This window comes from Paenibacillus tundrae, assembly GCF_030812775.1.
Lineage (GTDB): Bacteria > Bacillota > Bacilli > Paenibacillales > Paenibacillaceae > Paenibacillus > Paenibacillus tundrae_A.
The window spans coordinates 80,292-96,288 of record NZ_JAUSTI010000007.1 but is presented as its reverse complement, the minus strand read 5'-3'; the positions used below and the strand labels follow the sequence as shown (position 1 = coordinate 96,288).

Sequence of the window (15,997 nt, the reverse complement as noted above, 5' to 3'; positions counted from 1 at the left end):
ATGAAATTAAGCAAAACAGCAGCATTTGGACTTTTCTTCAGCCTCGCACTTGTTGTCGTAGGTTGTGGGCAGACAAACTCCGCTTCGGAGCCAGATCCATCTACAGCTAGTACTCCAGCAGCAACGGAAAGTAAATTAAACGTACAAGTAAGTTTCTATCCGATGTATGAATTTACCAAAAATGTCGCAGGCGACCTGGCAGATGTACATACACTTGTTCCAGCTGGTATGGAGCCTCATGATTGGGAGCCAACACCTCAAGACATGGCTAGCATTGAGAAAGCAGATGTGCTTGTATACAATGGAGCTGGAATGGAGTCTTGGATTGATCAGGTTAAGGACAGTTTGAGTAATGACAAACTAATTCAAGTCGAAGCAAGCAAAGGCATCAACCTACTTGAAGGCGGAGAGCACGACCACAATCATGGTAGTGAAGGCACGACAGAAGAGCATAACCACGATCACGACCACGACCACGACCATGCAGACGAAGCTTCTACAGAGGAGCATGACCACGATCATGATCATGCGAACGAAGGGACAACAAAAGAGCATGATCACAATCATGACCATTCAGATACAGCGGCTACAGAAGAACATGAACATGACCATGGAGACGAAGCAACGACAGAGGAGCATGCCCATAGCCATAGTCACGATCACGGTGGACTTGATCCACACGTATGGTTGTCACCGGCATTAGCTATTCAAGAAGTCCGTAATATTGAAGCTGGCTTAACAGAAGCTGCGCCAGAGCACGCAGAACAATTCAAACAAAATGCGGATGCGTACGTAGCTAAACTAGAAGCATTGGATACCGATTTCAAGGCAGCTGTCGCAGATAGCAAACGAAAAGACTTTATTACGCAGCATGCTGCTTTTGGATATCTTGCACAAGAATATGGATTACAGCAAGTACCTATCGCAGGACTGTCTCCTGAACATGAACCATCCGCAGCACAGATGGCATCCGTCATTGATTTTGCGAAGGAACATCAGGTGAAAACCATTTTCTTCGAAACACTCGTATCTTCTAAAGTATCCGAGACGATTGCAAATGAAGTTGGTGCGAAGACAGCGGTGTTGAATCCAATTGAAGGATTGACCGAGGATGAGATTGCAGCAGGAATGGACTACATTAGCGTAATGAGACAGAACTTAGAAGCATTGAAGCTTGCGCTAAACGAATAAACATCGGATTTGATGCATTTTAATGAAAGAGGTACAATAATACAATAAGATGAGGAAGGCACGTGATGTCATTCCTTTGCCGACTGGCGAAGCTGAGAGCACAGGGATGTGCTCTCTTCGTTGTCTAAGGCAACCGGATATGAAGCGGGAGTAGGGGGAACCTTTTATGAGTATGGAGCCAGAACTAGATGTAACAGAAGCAAGTCTTCACCACAATTTAAACGGATCTGATTCCACAGTGACCAGCATGCATACCACAACTCTGGCTAGTACAGATCAAGAAGAGCTTCTGAGTGACCAGCCTGCTCACCTATGGCGAAGACGTAAGTTAGAATTAATGTCTTGGACAGAGCGTGATAAACAGACGGTAATTCCGAAACGGACGACCCTGTGGAATGGTGTAGAAGTCGATGTCGAGCTTGCTGAGGCACTCACTCTACTTCAGCATGCAGGAATTGTTACAGAGTTTTCTTGTGCAGGTGTAAGTCCCTTGGATGAACCTATTGATCACTCACTCTATGCGTATGTTACACTGGTGAAAAGTGAAACAGCAGATCGGTTCGTCCAATACGCGATACAGAATATGCGCCATAGACTTCTGGTTACATTAGAGACAGGCAGTGGGCGTTATGATCTCTCTTCCTTTTTCATAGGACACAATCGTAGCTTCTGTTGGTGGATGCAGCAATGTGCCGCTCAATTTTTGAAAAGAAACGATTAACTCTTCTATAACGTAATATACGGATAAGGTCTAACTATTCATCATTTTTCTGTGGCAAGGGAGGTGGGAAGGTACTTGAATAAATGGCTCAAAACAATTTTGTTTCTAATCGTCTCTGTATTTCTCACACGTTTTATTCCATTCTCATCTCTATTTCGAAACGTGGATACGATGATTCACGAATTCGGGCATGCGCTTGCGACGCTCTTGTTATCTGGCAAGGTATTACGAATTGAACTGTACGCGGATCATAGCGGAGTCACCTATTCCACCATGCTGACGCCAGGAAGATCCATTCTCGTCTCGTTAGCAGGTTACATCTCTGCATCATTGTTCGCTTGGTTGTTGTTCTATCTATATCGAAAAGGACGACACATGTGGGGTCTGGGTATCATTACAGCTATAGCTCTTGTATCCCTGCTGCTCTATGTAAGAGGAGAGTTTGGCATGTTGTGGCTTACCGGTTTTATTGCCTTAAACGTGGTCATTATGATTTTTGGTGCTAAGATCGTGAAGTTCTACTATCTATTCCTTGCATTTTTAACTTTAGAGGAGTCGGTCTTGACTGCAATGTATATCGGATTACTGTCCTGGACACAGCCTTCTAGAGCAGGAGATGCAGCTAATCTCGCACAGCAAACGTTCATGCCTGCGATGTTCTGGGGAACATTATTCGCCTTGTTTGCACTCTGGTGTGCCAAAGGCGCGTTAGCGTTATTTTTCCGGAAAGAAAGTAATAGTGGCCGAACATCGCGTGCGCGTGCTTTAAGTAAGTAAATGACTGGACCAAATGAAAGGGACTCCCGTCTTCTGGGAAGTCCTTTTCTGCGTTACATCCATAGTTAGTCTCCTATGTTATCCCACAAGGCATAAAAGTAATAAATCTCCTCCAGGAGTGCCTGATCATCTTGCGCAGCAACGCCACCCTTGATTCGAGCAAGCGTGCCTAAAATATCATAGATGGTTTCACGCTCTACGCTGAACTGGATACGGTTGACGATGTGCTCCCACGCGTTCATGGCATACTCTGCTTCAGACTTGGCTTCAGGCCATTGCTTGTTCTGTACTTGCTTCTCTAGTGAATGTATCGACTGCAATAAACGATCCTCCGTACCGAAAGGTCTTTTAAGAAATGATCCAGATGCGAGAATAGCACAGAACAAAATAATTAAGGTAATTGGAACGACATATAGCAACCAGAATCGTGTTTTCATTCAAGTCCTCCTGCATCGATATGAACGAGCGTTCTGTTCGTAAAGTTTGAAATAGAGCGGGGAGACGTTGTATTAGAAAGGGCCTTCGTAATCTCCCATATCTGTTTTCTCGGCGAAATGATCTTGGAAGAGATCGATGTACAGCTTATCGTTTGGCAAAATAGCGGCAAATGCAATATCCTGAATCGTTATTTTTTTCTTTTTTAATTGCTCGGTCAACCAGTTCATATCTTTGTGACGTTCCTTCAGGTTTTGTTTAATTAGAACGCCGTCAATGATTAATTCGGTCATCAACCGGCTTTTGGGTGGGTGTAGATTCATATCTTTCGCTGTCAGTGGTTGATGTTCAGGTTTGAGTACAACTGAGATATTCCCATCTGGTTCAAGGATCGCATAGCTAAGAGTGGTAATATCGAATACATCCTTCTGCCGAAGCATCATGGTCAATTCATCGAACTTAACCCTCATTTTGTTCAGGTTTTGTTCCAGGATTTTGCCATCCTGTATGACCAAAGTGGGATCTGAATCCAGCAATTTCGTAATGGTACGATTCTTCAGCGTGATGTATTGAAAGATGATGGTGACAATCGTGAATATAGTTAGTGCCACAAAGTGAATCCAAGCCTTCGACGATAAATCTGTCGCAAACGTTCCTGCAATGGAACCAATCGTAATGCCGTTAATGTAATCAAAGTACGTTAAATTGCCCATCTGCTGCTTACCTAGTACTCTGGTATAGATCATCAGCGTCAAAAAGGCAATTATGGAACGGACTGCAACGACCCATGTTTCTTCCATCATCTAGTGTTCACCAGCCTTCACTTCATCCAACAATTAGCGGATTCGAATGTCCTACAGGTTCGTAGAGAAGTGTCATACCTTTAGCACTTTTCTGTGAACTATAACAAGTTTTTCCTACGCTATTGGATATTATTCGAAATGTAGAAGTGCAGGAGTGAATAATGAATAATCCGAAGCGGGATAAGCACCCCACTTCGGATTGTATGATGACAGAATATTATATTTGGCTGTTTACCACAAATGAGATGAGTAGAAGAGACCTACACGCCAGCATAAGCCATAAACCCGCCGTCCACCGGAATAACGGTGCCCGTGACGAAGCCAGACTGACGGTCATCCGCAAGCCACATCAATGTGCCGAGTAGATCTTCCGGTTTGCCGAATCGACGCATTGGTGTATGTGCAATAATTTTGCTAGAACGCTCTGTTGGTGATCCGTCAGGCTGCAATAACAAATTACGGTTCTGCTCTGTGAGGAAGAATCCCGGTGCGATCGCATTTACACGAATGCCGGATTCAGCCAGGTGAACAGCTAACCATTGTGTGAAATTGTTAATCGCTGCCTTAGCTGCACTGTACGCTGGAACTTTGGTCATAGGCGAAGGGGCGCTCATCGACGAAATGTTAATGACGGTTGCCTGTACATCCCGTTCGACCATCTGTCTTGCAAAGATCTGTGTAGGAATAAGAGATCCGACAAAATTGAGATCCATAACCTGACGGAAACCCTCTACACTGACGTCAAAAAAAGTCGTAACATCGGCTTGGTCTAAATCTTCAACTTTGAAAATCTCGTTCGTTGTATTGGCACTGGCGTTATTGCCACCAGCACCGTTAATCAGAATGTCACAGGAACCCAGCTGTTCAAGCACTGCTGCGGCAGCGGCCTGCACACTATCTGCCTGAGTTACATCACAAGCCACTGCAATCGCAGTACCTCCAGCAGCTTCGATCGAAGCGACGACGGCTTCTCCTTTAGATACAGTACGATTAAGTATAGCTACTTTGGCTCCATGGCGGGCAAGCTCTTCAGCCATTGAACGACACAACACACCTGCGCCTCCGGTTATGACAGCAACTTTCCCCTCCAATCGAGAGGTTCGTTCACCGATGAAGTCACTCATACTTTTGCCCTCCTTTGTAGAGAATCCCACACGCCCCAAAGGTACATAATGCCCATCGCACGGTCATAGAGTCCGTATCCCGGTCTGCATTGCTCACCCCATAAATGACGTCCATGATCTGGTCTGGCATACCCTTCATACCCAATATCATGATAGGCCTCGACGATACCAGCGATATCGACATTGCCGTCTTGACTACGATGAGAAGTCTCGATGAAGTCTCCATTGTCATAGACTCTAACATTACGAATATGGGCAAAAGGAATACGATTTTTGAATTCATGGATCATTCTAATGATGTCATTATCTAGATTAGCTCCAAGCGAGCCACTACATAACGTCACGCAGTTGCTCGGGCTATCGTATAGTTCAAGATATTTTCTGACATTATCCTGATTAATTATTAACTTAGGCAAACCAAAGATCGGCCAAGGTGGATCATCCGGGTGAATCGCCATTTTTATACCTAATTGTTCAGCGGTTGGGATGATCTCCTGCAAGAAATAACGAGCATTTTCCCACATATCATCTTCTGTTACATCTTTATAGGCTTCGAATAGCCCGGTTAAATACTGCAAGCGTTCAGGTTCCCAGCCTGGCATTGTTAATGAAGAATTTTCTGTAATGTTGCGAACGAGTTCCAACGGCTCGATATCAGCAATCCTGCTATTTTCGTAGAAGAGGGCAGTAGAGCCGTCCTCCAATTCCTTATGAAGATCCGTACGCAGCCAGTCGAAGATGGGCATGAAATTATAACAAATCACCTTAACACCGACTTGCGCTAGCTTTTCCATCGTTTTTTTGTAATTGGTAATGTATTGATCACGGCTTGGTAGACCTAATTTGATATCTTCATGCACGTTGACACTTTCGACCACGTCCAAATGTAATCCAGCTTGATCTGCAGCAGCCTTGACTTCCAAGATTTTGTCCATCGGCCACTCATCACCTGCTGGCACATCATGCAATGCCCACACAATGCCTTCAACACCCGGAATTTGCCGGATGTGATCCAGCGATACCGTATCATTGCCTTCGCCAAACCAGCGAAAAACCATTTTCATTACGTTCACCTCATCAAGTTTAGTAGAAAAGCATGGTTGCATCATTACGCCAATGTTGTGCATAGGGTTAGATTCATACAACATGCTGTAAAGCAGGTAAGGCGGTGTATCCTTAAATATGTACCTAGTTTGAAGCCAAACATGAAGCTGTAGTGGTGCGTTACTCGAAAATCAAATGCTTAATGATTTTCAAGTTGGTTCTACTAACATACTACCATACAAGTACAATGTTGTGGAAGCGCTTTATACTGATTTAGTATGATATTACATCGGTTTTATTGTGATTTGCTTGAATTTCATTGCAGTTTGTCGAAAGAAGTAGTACGATGTATATATTAGTTTAAATGTTTAGACCAACAGACAAATGATGAATGAAAATATAGAGGTGAACCATGGGACAACAAGCACTACATATTTTTCAGAATTGCATCCCTTTATTTCAGGTACTCAGTGATAACCATCGTCAATCGATCCTGCTCATGCTTAGTGAACGAGGCAAGATGACAGTGAATGAAATCACGGAACAATCTAGCTTGTCACGACCTGCCATTTCTCACCATTTGAAGTTACTGCTTGAAAAAGGACTGATCTCAGTGGAGCAGAAGGGTACACAACGTTATTACTCTGCATCGCTGCAATCCTCGGTTGCACTGTTGAAAGAACTCGTTGCGGCTCTGGAAGAAGAGTGCATATAAGTTTGATTAAAAGAGTACGTTGAATAGGCTAGCTAATCTTTTGATTTAGATAACACAACCTCAAGTAAAGTCCATTTGGACTTTATGTGATTAATACGTTCGTCAGTTTAAACTCTTCGTCATTCTAACTTTAAAGGAGCATGATAACATGAGTACTCTACAAGAAATCAGCAGTTATGAAGTTGAAGAGATTCTACAGCACCAGCATGAATTTTTTCGCTCAGGAGCAACACGCTCTGTAGATTATCGGATCGAACAACTAAAGCGCCTTAAACTAGCGATCCAACAATATGAAAGCCAGCTTATTGAAGCACTATACCAAGATCTAGGTAAGAGCGAGTTCGAATCTTATACCACTGAAGTTGGATTCATGTTGGACAGCATCACACAGACGATAAAAAAAGTGAAGAAATGGGTCAAACCGGTCAAAGTAAAAACACAAATGGCCTTGATTGGCTCCAAAAGCTACATTATCCCTGAACCTTATGGCTCAGTACTGATTATTGGACCGTTTAATTATCCATTTCAGCTGTTAATCGAACCGTTAGTAGGTGCAATTGCAGCAGGCAACACAGCTGTGCTCAAAGCATCGGAGAACACACCAGCAGTATCCTCTGTCGTACGTGAATTGATTGCTTCCGTATTTGAGCCTTCATATGTAAAAGTTGTAGAAGGAGCGAAGGACACCACCACCGCTCTTATTCATGCGCCATTTGACTATATCTTTTTTACAGGCAGTGTACCTGTAGGTAAAATTGTCATGGAGGCTGCGGCCAAAAACTTGGTTCCCGTTACGTTAGAGCTTGGAGGCAAAAGCCCTGTTATTGTAGATGAACATGCAGATCTTAAAGTGGCTGCACAGCGCATTATGTGGGGAAAATTACTCAATACAGGTCAGACTTGTATAGCGCCGGATTACCTCCTAGTACATGAACGTGTGAAGGATCAATTGATCACAGAGATGAAACAAGCGGTGGAGTCCTTCTACGGTTCTGATATCCAGCATAATCGCGATTATGGACGAATCGTCAATAACGCTCATTTCAAGCGGTTAACAACCATTATTGAGCGCGATCAAGCTCAGGTTATATACGGTGGACAGTCGGATGAAGATGATCGTTATATCGAGCCAACCCTGATTGATATAAGTTCATGGGATGCAGCTAGCATGGAGGACGAGATTTTTGGCCCTATTTTGCCGATTATCACATACAGACACATTGACGAAGCCATTTCGGGTATTCTCAAGCGCCCGAAACCACTGGCTCTGTACCTATTCACGACAGACACACAGTTGCAAGACAAGGTCATGTCGGAAGTGTCCTTCGGTGGTGGATGTATTAACGATACCATTACACATGTGGCTAACCCTCAACTGCCATTTGGTGGGGTAGGGAACTCTGGGGTTGGCTCTTATCATGGAAAATTCAGCATTGAGACATTCTCACATTTCAAAAGTGTGCTTAAAAAGAGTACAAAGTTGAATCTGCCTATTCTATATCCACCATATGCGGACAAGCTCAAAACCATTAAGCGGTTGTTAAAATAATTACTTCTCATTCGCTCGTTCCAATCGGTATTGGGACGGTGATACACCAGACCAGCGCTTAAATTGACGACTGAAATGAGCAATATCCTTGTAGCCCAGCATCGAGGAAATTTGCTGAATGGATCGTGTCGAATTAACCAGTAGTAGCTTCGCTTCATGTAAAACCATTTCGGACAATACGACGCGCGGAGATTGACCAAACACCTGCTTGAATACCCGATTGCAATGAGAAGAGCTGATCCCCAGTTCTGATGCAATATCATCGATGCCATAGTGAGTATCCGTTTCCCGACCTTGCTTGAACTGTTGGCTAACCAAGCTTTGTAGTCGGTTTCGGATTTGATGAGCGAGCTCAATCTTCTCATAGCTATCTGTAAATGACTGAGCTACTTCTTGCGAGACAGCTTCCCACAAATGACCGAATAGTTCAAATACAGCGGATTGAAGCTGCATACGTTGCACCATGGCACTTGGATTAGGATGAGGGGCAGTGTTCATTAATTTACGAAGTACAGGCTCGATTTTCTGTGTCACTGGGCTATCTGAACTGAACAAAACTTGTTTGATTCTTGCAAGTAGGGAAAGAAACAAGTGGTCATCGATATCAAAGTGCATGCAGAAATACGTAAAACCTTGATCATTACGACTTTGGCTGGAATGAATGCTACCTGGGGGAATCAGGAGTAATTCGCCAGCCTTTTGCTTATAAATATGACCGTTAACCGTCATCCATTGTTCGCCCTCTGTAACATAATTCAATTCGTATTGAGGATGCTCATGTGCCGGATAATCCCAATCTGCAGCAACACTGCGCAAATGGATCGCAAATAAGTTGACGGTCGTCTGTACATCCGGGTAAAAGACTTCATGTACACTTTCTCCTAGAAGCGGAGGCAGATAGGTAGAAGACATATTAACTCTCCTTCAATAATGAGAATAGTTGATTCAGAGGTTATCGTCCTTATGGAGCATTTACGATAAGATAGAGAGTGAGGCTTTAAGATTCACTGTAAGCGCTTTATTATATTGTACTACATTAGCTCGATTTGGGTAAATATCCGATTGATTTGACCATGGTATCTAATTCCACGCCCATGATAGGATGGGGCTAATGAAAACGTATGCATACCATTTGAGAGGGGTCATGTTTCATGAGCGCATCCAAATCTATTTTTTATAATGCCCATCACTCACCGATTGGAGCTTTTGCTAGTTTTACTTTAGGTTATAAGGGAGCGAAGGGTGGACTCGGACTGGAGCTGGGCAAGCCAGCGGATCAGAATATCTATATTGGTGTTCAGTCTAGGGATGGCGAGACGTATCAAGCACTTCCTTTTTATGAAGCGACAGAAGACGAGAGTGTCCGATATGACGTGGAGAAGCTAGAGAGTTCGGATGCAGGGCAGGCAACGGAACAACAGGGTGTCGTAGAATCTACCGCACAGTCTACGAGAGCACAACAACCATTTATTTCAGCTTTTCGAGATGAAGAGATCTCACGTAAGTTCACTTCCGGAACAGATACATGGACAGCCGGAGATCTTACATTCCGCATATACTCACCGGTACGTCCTGTACCAGAGCCGCTGAAGGGTGAGCGTGAAGCATTAATGGATGCGCTTGTACCTGCGGTACTGGTTGAGATGACGATAGATAATACGCAGGGACAACAGTCACGCAAAGCGTATTTTGGATATCAAGGTAATGATCCTTATTCAGCAATGAGAATGATTGGTGGCCCAGAAGGCGGTTCATTAACAGGTGTAGGTCAAGGACGCTTAACCGCGATCATGTCTAAGGATGATGGATTGTGGCCGGCTTTAGGTTTCACATTAGAGAAAATCCTTCAAGAGAAGCATGTTGAGAATCTAGCTTTCGGTCTAGGCGGTACGGCTGCATTGTTAATGGAGGTTCCGGCAGGCGAGATACGTACATACCGTTTTGCGGTCTGCTTCTATCGTGGAGGCATTGCTACGTCTGGAATCGATACGACTTATTGGTATACTCGATATTTTGCCAATATACAGGAAGTAGGGCAGTATGCGCTCAATCGTTACAATGAATTGGCATCATCCTGCGAGGAGGCTGATCAGCGCCTGGGAACGGCATCACTCTCAGAAGATCAGGCTTTCATGCTTGCTCATTCCATCCATAGTTATTATGCAAGCACACAGCTGCTTGATGCGGACGGTGAACCGTTCTGGATCGTTAACGAAGGGGAATATCGCATGATGAATACACTGGATCTGACAGCAGATCAGTTGTATTTCGAATTGGCTCTTAATCCGTGGACTGTGCGGAACGAGCTGGAATGGTTTGTGAAGCGGTACAGTTACACAGATCATGTTCGTTTTCCAGGTGAAGAGAAAGAATACCCAGGTGGTATTACGTTTACACATGATATTGGAGTAGCGAATGTATTTTCTAGACCCGGTCATTCAGCATACGAGCTTGTGGGCATTGACGACTGTTTCTCACAGATGAGCCATGAGGAATTAGTGAACTGGCTCTGCTGTGCGACGGTATACATTGAGCAGACGCAGGATCACAGCTTTGTCCAAGACATGTTGCCTGTTATTCAAGATTGCTTCCAAAGCATGCTTAACCGAGATCACCCGGAAGAACAGCAGCGTAACGGTCTCATGGGGCTGGATAGCACTCGCACCAAAGGCGGAGCAGAGATTACAACCTATGATAGTCTGGACGTATCGCTAGGGCAGTCTCGCAATAATATCTATTTGGCAGGAAAATGTTGGGCCGTTTATGTCGCCCTGGAGAAGCTGTTTGCAACGGAGAAACTTGCGGATCTGTCCCTTCAAGCGGGACGCCAAGCTGATCTTTGTGCAGCTAGTGTTGCGGCACAATTAACAGATGCGGGTTACATCCCAGCGGTTATCGCGGAGAACAATGATTCTCGAATCATCCCAGCTATTGAAGGCTTAGTGTTCCCGTATTTTACAGGATGTGAAGGTGCGCTTGATGTCAATGGCCGCTTCAGCTTATATCTGCAAGCATTGAGAACACATTTAAATACGGTTTTAGTACCAGGCACATGCCTATTTGAGGATGGTGGATGGAAGCTATCTTCTACAAGCAACAACTCATGGCTTAGCAAAATCTACTTATCTCAATTCATCACAAGAGAGCTTCTAGGCGTTGAGTGGGATGAATCCGGCAAACAAGCTGATGCAGCTCATGTGAACTGGTTATTGCATCCAGAAGAATCCTACTGGTGCTGGAGTGACCAGATTCTATCTGGCGTTGCAGTCGGAAGTAAATATTATCCGCGCGGAGTAACATCTATTTTGTGGCTTCTTGAAGGTAAGGGGCATCAATTAGGACGTATATACGCAAGCAAGGAGGCTGTACAATGAGTCGATCTATCGTTCAGACGGACTTATCTGGTCCACAGTATGATGCATGGTTGTCTTACCGTTCAGGATCGTTTACAAGTGGGGGAGCATCGAAACATGCTCCTTCCTGGATCCAGCACATCACGGTAAATGAAAAGCATGAGGTCATTTCTACCGCTGTTGCTGAACTTATACAGGGATTAGAGAATCTATACGGGGTGAAACCAACTGTAAATCAAGCTCAGGTTGCTCAAACGAACTCGGATGCAGCACCAGGGATATGGCTTGGCACTTGGTCTGGTTCATCCAGTGTCGCTGGACAATTCAGTGAAAGTGAACGTACCTCCGTTCAGGGAGAAGGCTATGCCATTCGTTTTAATGAAGAGCTAGGTCAACTGGCTATTGGATCTGAATCCGCTCAAGGTGTCCTTTATGGTACGTTTCATGTTCTGAGAGAGCTTACTCTAACCCCAGAAAGCTCAATTGATGCAGGGCCTTTGGAGTCTAGATTACGTTACATTGCAGAACAACCACGTAATTCTCTACGAATGATTAATCAGTGGGATAATGTGGATGGCAGTATTGAGCGAGGTTATGCCGGCGAATCCATCTTCTATGAAAAAGGTGAATTTACTCGTGATCTTGGACGGATACGAGATTATGCACGGCTTCTTGCCTCAACCGGGATCAACGCGATCTCCATCAATAATGTGAACGTGCATCAACGCGAGTCATTGTTTCTGACTGAACATTTCTTAGGGGATGTGGCGCGAGTTGCCTCTGAGTTCAGAGCTTATGGCATTCAGCTTTTCCTCAGTGTCAATTACGCAAGTCCAATCGAGATCGGTGGATTGAATACAGCAGATCCTCTCGATGAGCAAGTTCGTGAATGGTGGAATGTGCAGACCGCTAAAGTGTATGCCACCATACCTGACTTTGGAGGTTATTTGGTAAAAGCAGATTCAGAAAATCGACCGGGTCCCTTCACCTACAATCGTGATCATGCGGATGGTGCCAATATGCTTGCAGAAGCACTTCGTCCATTCAATGGAGTTGTTATCTGGCGCTGCTTCGTCTATAACTGCAAGCAGGATTGGCGTGATCGTTCAACGGATCGCGCACGTGCAGCTTATGATCATTTCACTCCGCTCGATGGCCGCTTTGCGGATAATGTCATTTTGCAGATCAAAAATGGCCCAATGGACTTCCAGGTTCGTGAAGCAGTATCTCCACTGTTTGGTGCCATGGAGCAGACGAATCAAGTGATTGAGTTTCAGATTACGCAGGAATATACGGGTCAGCAGCGCCATCTGTGTTATCTGGTACCACAATGGAAGGAAGTCTTGGATTTTGATACGTATGCCAAAGGTGAAGGGTCTCAGATTAAAAACATTGTCGATGGATCGATGTTCAACAGACCTTATAGTGGCTTTGCAGCCGTTTCGAACATCGGTTCAGATGCTTGCTGGACAGGACACCCACTTGCTCAGGCTAACTTATATGGATATGGAAGGCTAGCTTGGAATCCAGAGTTGTCAGCTGAAGAGATCGCCGAAGAATGGATTCGCCTAACGTTTGGACATGACGAAGAGGTAATTCATACCATCTCAGCCATGTTGCTGAGCTCACTGGACATTTATGAGAACTATACGGCACCTCTTGGGGTAGGCTGGATGGTTAACCCGAATCATCATTATGGTCCTAACGTGGATGGATATGAGTATTCCAAATGGGGGACGTATCACTTTGCCGATTGCGAAGGGATCGGTGTGGATCGAACGGTACGTAGTGGCACGGGGTATACTTCCCAGTATCACCAGCAGAACACGGACAAGTATGAATCCCTTGAACAGTGTCCGGATGAATTGATATTATTTTTCCATCATGTGCCCTATACGCATGTGCTGCACTCCGGCAAGACGGTCATTCAACATATTTATGATACTCACTTCGAAGGAGCAGCGCAGGCGGAAGAGCTGGCTAGTCAATGGAGAAGCCTTGAAGGCAAGATTGATGCAAGCATATACGATAAGGTTGCTGCACTGCAGGAGGAACAGGCTGAACATGCGAAGGAATGGCGGGACATGATTAATACTTACTTTTATCGTAAGAGTGGCATTGATGATACACAAGGCAGAACGATTTATTAACGTTAAATAGAACTTATACCTTAGAGATCATTCGTGTATGGACAGAAGAAGGAGGCGCAACATGAGACAACATTCCATTCCTGAGACAATGAAGGCAGCTGTTATGAAGGAACCAGGGCACATCCTTATTGAAGAGCAGAAAGTTCCCGTTCCGAAGGCAGATGAGGTACTCATCCAAGTCATGGCTGTAGGTGTATGTGGGTCTGATGTACACTATTTCGAGCATGGTCGGATTGGCCGGTTCGTTGTGGAAAAGCCGATCATATTGGGTCATGAATGTGCAGGAATTGTGGCAGCCGTGGGTTCTAGCGTGACTAGGCTTAAGCTAGGAGACCGCGTAGCCATCGAACCTGGAGTGACTTGTGGCCGGTGTTCTGCTTGTAAGGAGGGGCGCTATAATTTGTGTCCGGATGTGCAATTCTTGGCGACACCTCCTGTCGATGGAGCATTTGTTCAGTACATGACGATACGTGAAGATATGGTATTTCCGATCCCAGATCATCTTTCGTTTGAAGAAGCAGCCTTGAACGAACCTTTCTCGGTTGGTATCCATGCCGCGCGTCGGAGCAAGCTTGCTCCGGGAACAACGTTGGCCATTATGGGCATGGGGCCAGTAGGCTTAATGGCTGTAGCCGCGGCGAAGTCGTTCGGAGTCGAGCGAATTATTGTAACAGATTTGGAAGAAGTTCGACTTGACGCGGCACGCCGACTCGGAGCTACGCACACGATCAATGTTCGGAATGAAGATGCACTTCCAATCATTCGTGAACTCACGAATGGTCAAGGTGTTGATACCGCGTGGGAAACTGCCGGCAATCCCAAAGCACTACAGACAGCGCTATATTCACTACGTCGGGGAGGGAAACTTGCCATTGTGGGCTTACCTGCACAGGACGAAATAGCGTTGAATGTTCCTTTTATTGCGGATAATGAGGTCGATATTTACGGGATATTCCGCTATGCGAATACGTATAGTGCGGGAATTGAATTCCTGAGCTCTGGTCAGCATGACGTGATGACGCTGATTACCGATCGTTATAGCCTGGAAGACACACAGAAGGCGATGGAGCGGGCACTGCATAACAAAAGCGGAAGTCTTAAAGTGATGGTTTACCCTAATGGAATGCAGTAAAATAACCCATTCTTGATAGGTCATACGAACGAAGAGCGATTCTTAGACATTCGCTACTGTTAAGCCCCGCGCTGTGGGGCTTATTTTTTTTATTTTAAAGTCATAATAAGCTATACAAGCCCATATAAAGTGGTATAATTCTTGGAAGATTTTAATAGCAAGTGTAATGTTGTTCGAGTTATAGAGCGAAAGGATATGAAGGTTGTGAGAACACATGAATTTACGATTCACACGAATTTTCACCGGGACGATCTGATGTCAGTATCTTCTCAAGCATCACGCTTTGCCTCCGATATTTCAATGTCGTTTCTGGATTCTGATTATGAACGTCGAGTTGATGTCAAAAGCTTGCTCGGGATGGCTCTTCTTCCTATAAAGCAAGGGAGCATTGTCAGATTGCAAACCAGAGGTTGGGATGAACTTGAGGCTCTAGAGTACATGTTAGATGTGCTGGAGAAAAGAAGGAAGTAGCTCTAGAAGAGGTGGAAATGACGCCGAATTGTAATTTTTTTAATGTTTCTTCAATTCCTGCTGGTGCTTCTTGCAAAAAAAGAGTATAATAAAATTTAGTTTGATTCTAGGAAGTACCCATTTTAAAGGAGTGTAAATAGATATGCCAAAAGCTGATATCCATCCAAAGACACAAATCGTAATTTTCTACGATGCAAGCGCTGATTACAAATTCCTGAGTTCTTCGACTAAATTCTCGAACGAAACAATGGAATGGGAAGATGGTAACACTTACCCAGTAATCCGTGTGGACACTAGCTCCGCATCCCACCCGTTCTTCACTGGTAAACAAAGAAACGTGGACATCGGTGGTCGTGTTGACAAGTTCAACCGTAAATACAACCTCAAAAACTAGTCTGTCCATAGATTGCATGAAAGCCTTGAGAATTCGTTCTCAAGGCTTTTTTGTTTTAATTAAGAACTACTGCAGATATTAGCCATATGCGCTGTCAGACGAACTTTAGACATGATTCTGCATATTTAGGATTGCGCT

At 44.6% G+C, this 15,997-nt stretch carries 15 protein-coding genes; 10 read left to right on the top strand and 5 right to left on the bottom strand.

Translation table 11 applies throughout. From position 1 onward, the window contains the following. From J2T19_RS14055 to J2T19_RS14045, 3 genes are all read left to right on the top strand, one after another. Window positions 1-1,191: a metal ABC transporter solute-binding protein, Zn/Mn family gene (locus tag J2T19_RS14055; protein WP_307216699.1), complete on the top strand. Its 1,191-nt coding sequence runs from the start codon at window positions 1-3 to the stop codon at window positions 1,189-1,191. Window positions 1,192-1,357: 166 nt separating this feature from the next. After that, window positions 1,358-1,912, top strand: a complete 555-nt coding sequence (locus tag J2T19_RS14050) for a hypothetical protein (RefSeq protein WP_307216697.1) — start codon at window positions 1,358-1,360, stop codon at window positions 1,910-1,912. Window positions 1,913-1,987: 75 nt separating this feature from the next. Beyond that, window positions 1,988-2,689 (top strand): M50 family metallopeptidase, encoded by a 702-nt coding sequence (locus tag J2T19_RS14045; protein ID WP_307216695.1) that lies wholly within the window; start codon window positions 1,988-1,990, stop codon window positions 2,687-2,689. A gap of 65 nt (window positions 2,690-2,754) precedes the next feature. Here the strand turns inward: J2T19_RS14045 and J2T19_RS14040 are convergent, their stop codons facing one another. The 4 genes from J2T19_RS14040 to uxuA form a co-directional block, all read right to left on the bottom strand. Then, a complete protein-coding gene (locus tag J2T19_RS14040) occupies window positions 2,755-3,126 on the bottom strand; it encodes a DUF4363 family protein (protein ID WP_307216693.1) in 372 nt (123 codons plus the stop codon). A gap of 72 nt (window positions 3,127-3,198) precedes the next feature. After that, window positions 3,199-3,924 (bottom strand): DUF421 domain-containing protein, encoded by a 726-nt coding sequence (locus J2T19_RS14035; RefSeq protein ID WP_307216690.1) that lies wholly within the window; start codon window positions 3,922-3,924, stop codon window positions 3,199-3,201. Window positions 3,925-4,187: 263 nt separating this feature from the next. After that, window positions 4,188-5,051: an SDR family oxidoreductase gene (locus J2T19_RS14030; RefSeq protein ID WP_307216688.1), complete on the bottom strand. Its 864-nt coding sequence runs from the start codon at window positions 5,049-5,051 to the stop codon at window positions 4,188-4,190. After that, entirely contained in the window at window positions 5,048-6,115 is a 1,068-nt protein-coding gene (gene uxuA / locus J2T19_RS14025; protein ID WP_307216686.1) for a mannonate dehydratase, read from the bottom strand. The genes J2T19_RS14030 and uxuA overlap by 4 nt, the downstream gene beginning before the upstream one ends. Before the next feature lie 392 nt (window positions 6,116-6,507). Here uxuA and J2T19_RS14020 point away from each other — a divergent pair, with 392 nt between their 5' ends. Further along, window positions 6,508-6,810, top strand: coding sequence for an ArsR/SmtB family transcription factor (locus tag J2T19_RS14020; RefSeq protein WP_145047722.1), 303 nt, complete (start codon window positions 6,508-6,510; stop codon window positions 6,808-6,810). Between the two features lie 148 nt (window positions 6,811-6,958). Further along, window positions 6,959-8,359, top strand: coding sequence for an aldehyde dehydrogenase (locus J2T19_RS14015; protein ID WP_307216682.1), 1,401 nt, complete (start codon window positions 6,959-6,961; stop codon window positions 8,357-8,359). On the opposite strand, the gene J2T19_RS14010 is transcribed toward J2T19_RS14015, so the two are convergent. Then, window positions 8,360-9,271, bottom strand: coding sequence for an AraC family transcriptional regulator (locus tag J2T19_RS14010; protein ID WP_307216680.1), 912 nt, complete (start codon window positions 9,269-9,271; stop codon window positions 8,360-8,362). It abuts the gene before it with no gap. Window positions 9,272-9,510: 239 nt separating this feature from the next. On the opposite strand from J2T19_RS14010, the gene J2T19_RS14005 reads away from it, so the two are divergent. The 5 genes from J2T19_RS14005 (at window position 9,511) to J2T19_RS13985 (ending at window position 15,859) form a co-directional block, all read left to right on the top strand. After that, window positions 9,511-11,733 carry a glycoside hydrolase family 52 protein gene (locus J2T19_RS14005; RefSeq protein ID WP_307216678.1) on the top strand — a complete coding sequence of 741 codons (2,223 nt, stop codon included), beginning with the start codon at window positions 9,511-9,513 and terminating at the stop codon, window positions 11,731-11,733. Next, the gene (locus tag J2T19_RS14000; protein WP_307216676.1) at window positions 11,730-13,862 is read left to right on the top strand and encodes an alpha-glucuronidase family glycosyl hydrolase; all 2,133 of its coding nucleotides are present in this window, start codon (window positions 11,730-11,732) and stop codon (window positions 13,860-13,862) included. The genes J2T19_RS14005 and J2T19_RS14000 overlap by 4 nt, the downstream gene beginning before the upstream one ends. A gap of 61 nt (window positions 13,863-13,923) precedes the next feature. Next, window positions 13,924-14,994: a sorbitol/xylitol/iditol dehydrogenase GutB gene (gene gutB / locus J2T19_RS13995; RefSeq protein WP_307216674.1), complete on the top strand. Its 1,071-nt coding sequence runs from the start codon at window positions 13,924-13,926 to the stop codon at window positions 14,992-14,994. Window positions 14,995-15,198: 204 nt separating this feature from the next. Further along, window positions 15,199-15,465 carry an HPr family phosphocarrier protein gene (locus tag J2T19_RS13990; protein WP_307216672.1) on the top strand — a complete coding sequence of 89 codons (267 nt, stop codon included), beginning with the start codon at window positions 15,199-15,201 and terminating at the stop codon, window positions 15,463-15,465. Window positions 15,466-15,607: 142 nt separating this feature from the next. Beyond that, entirely contained in the window at window positions 15,608-15,859 is a 252-nt protein-coding gene (locus J2T19_RS13985) for a type B 50S ribosomal protein L31 (RefSeq protein WP_056691355.1), read from the top strand. Window positions 15,860-15,997: the final 138 nt, after the last annotated feature.

Coding starts and splice junctions, on each gene's coding strand:
- J2T19_RS14040 (WP_307216693.1), bottom strand. CDS start 3,126: ATGAAAACACGATTCTGGTTGCTATATGTCGTTCCAATTACCTTAATT.
- J2T19_RS14020 (WP_145047722.1), top strand. CDS start 6,508: ATGGGACAACAAGCACTACATATTTTTCAGAATTGCATCCCTTTATTT.
- J2T19_RS14030 (WP_307216688.1), bottom strand. CDS start 5,051: ATGAGTGACTTCATCGGTGAACGAACCTCTCGATTGGAGGGGAAAGTT.
- J2T19_RS14055 (WP_307216699.1), top strand. CDS start 1: ATGAAATTAAGCAAAACAGCAGCATTTGGACTTTTCTTCAGCCTCGCA.
- J2T19_RS13985 (WP_056691355.1), top strand. CDS start 15,608: ATGCCAAAAGCTGATATCCATCCAAAGACACAAATCGTAATTTTCTAC.
- J2T19_RS14000 (WP_307216676.1), top strand. CDS start 11,730: ATGAGTCGATCTATCGTTCAGACGGACTTATCTGGTCCACAGTATGAT.
- J2T19_RS14015 (WP_307216682.1), top strand. CDS start 6,959: ATGAGTACTCTACAAGAAATCAGCAGTTATGAAGTTGAAGAGATTCTA.
- J2T19_RS14050 (WP_307216697.1), top strand. CDS start 1,358: ATGAGTATGGAGCCAGAACTAGATGTAACAGAAGCAAGTCTTCACCAC.
- gutB (WP_307216674.1), top strand. CDS start 13,924: ATGAGACAACATTCCATTCCTGAGACAATGAAGGCAGCTGTTATGAAG.
- J2T19_RS14010 (WP_307216680.1), bottom strand. CDS start 9,271: ATGTCTTCTACCTATCTGCCTCCGCTTCTAGGAGAAAGTGTACATGAA.
- J2T19_RS14005 (WP_307216678.1), top strand. CDS start 9,511: ATGAGCGCATCCAAATCTATTTTTTATAATGCCCATCACTCACCGATT.
- uxuA (WP_307216686.1), bottom strand. CDS start 6,115: ATGAAAATGGTTTTTCGCTGGTTTGGCGAAGGCAATGATACGGTATCG.
- J2T19_RS14035 (WP_307216690.1), bottom strand. CDS start 3,924: ATGGAAGAAACATGGGTCGTTGCAGTCCGTTCCATAATTGCCTTTTTG.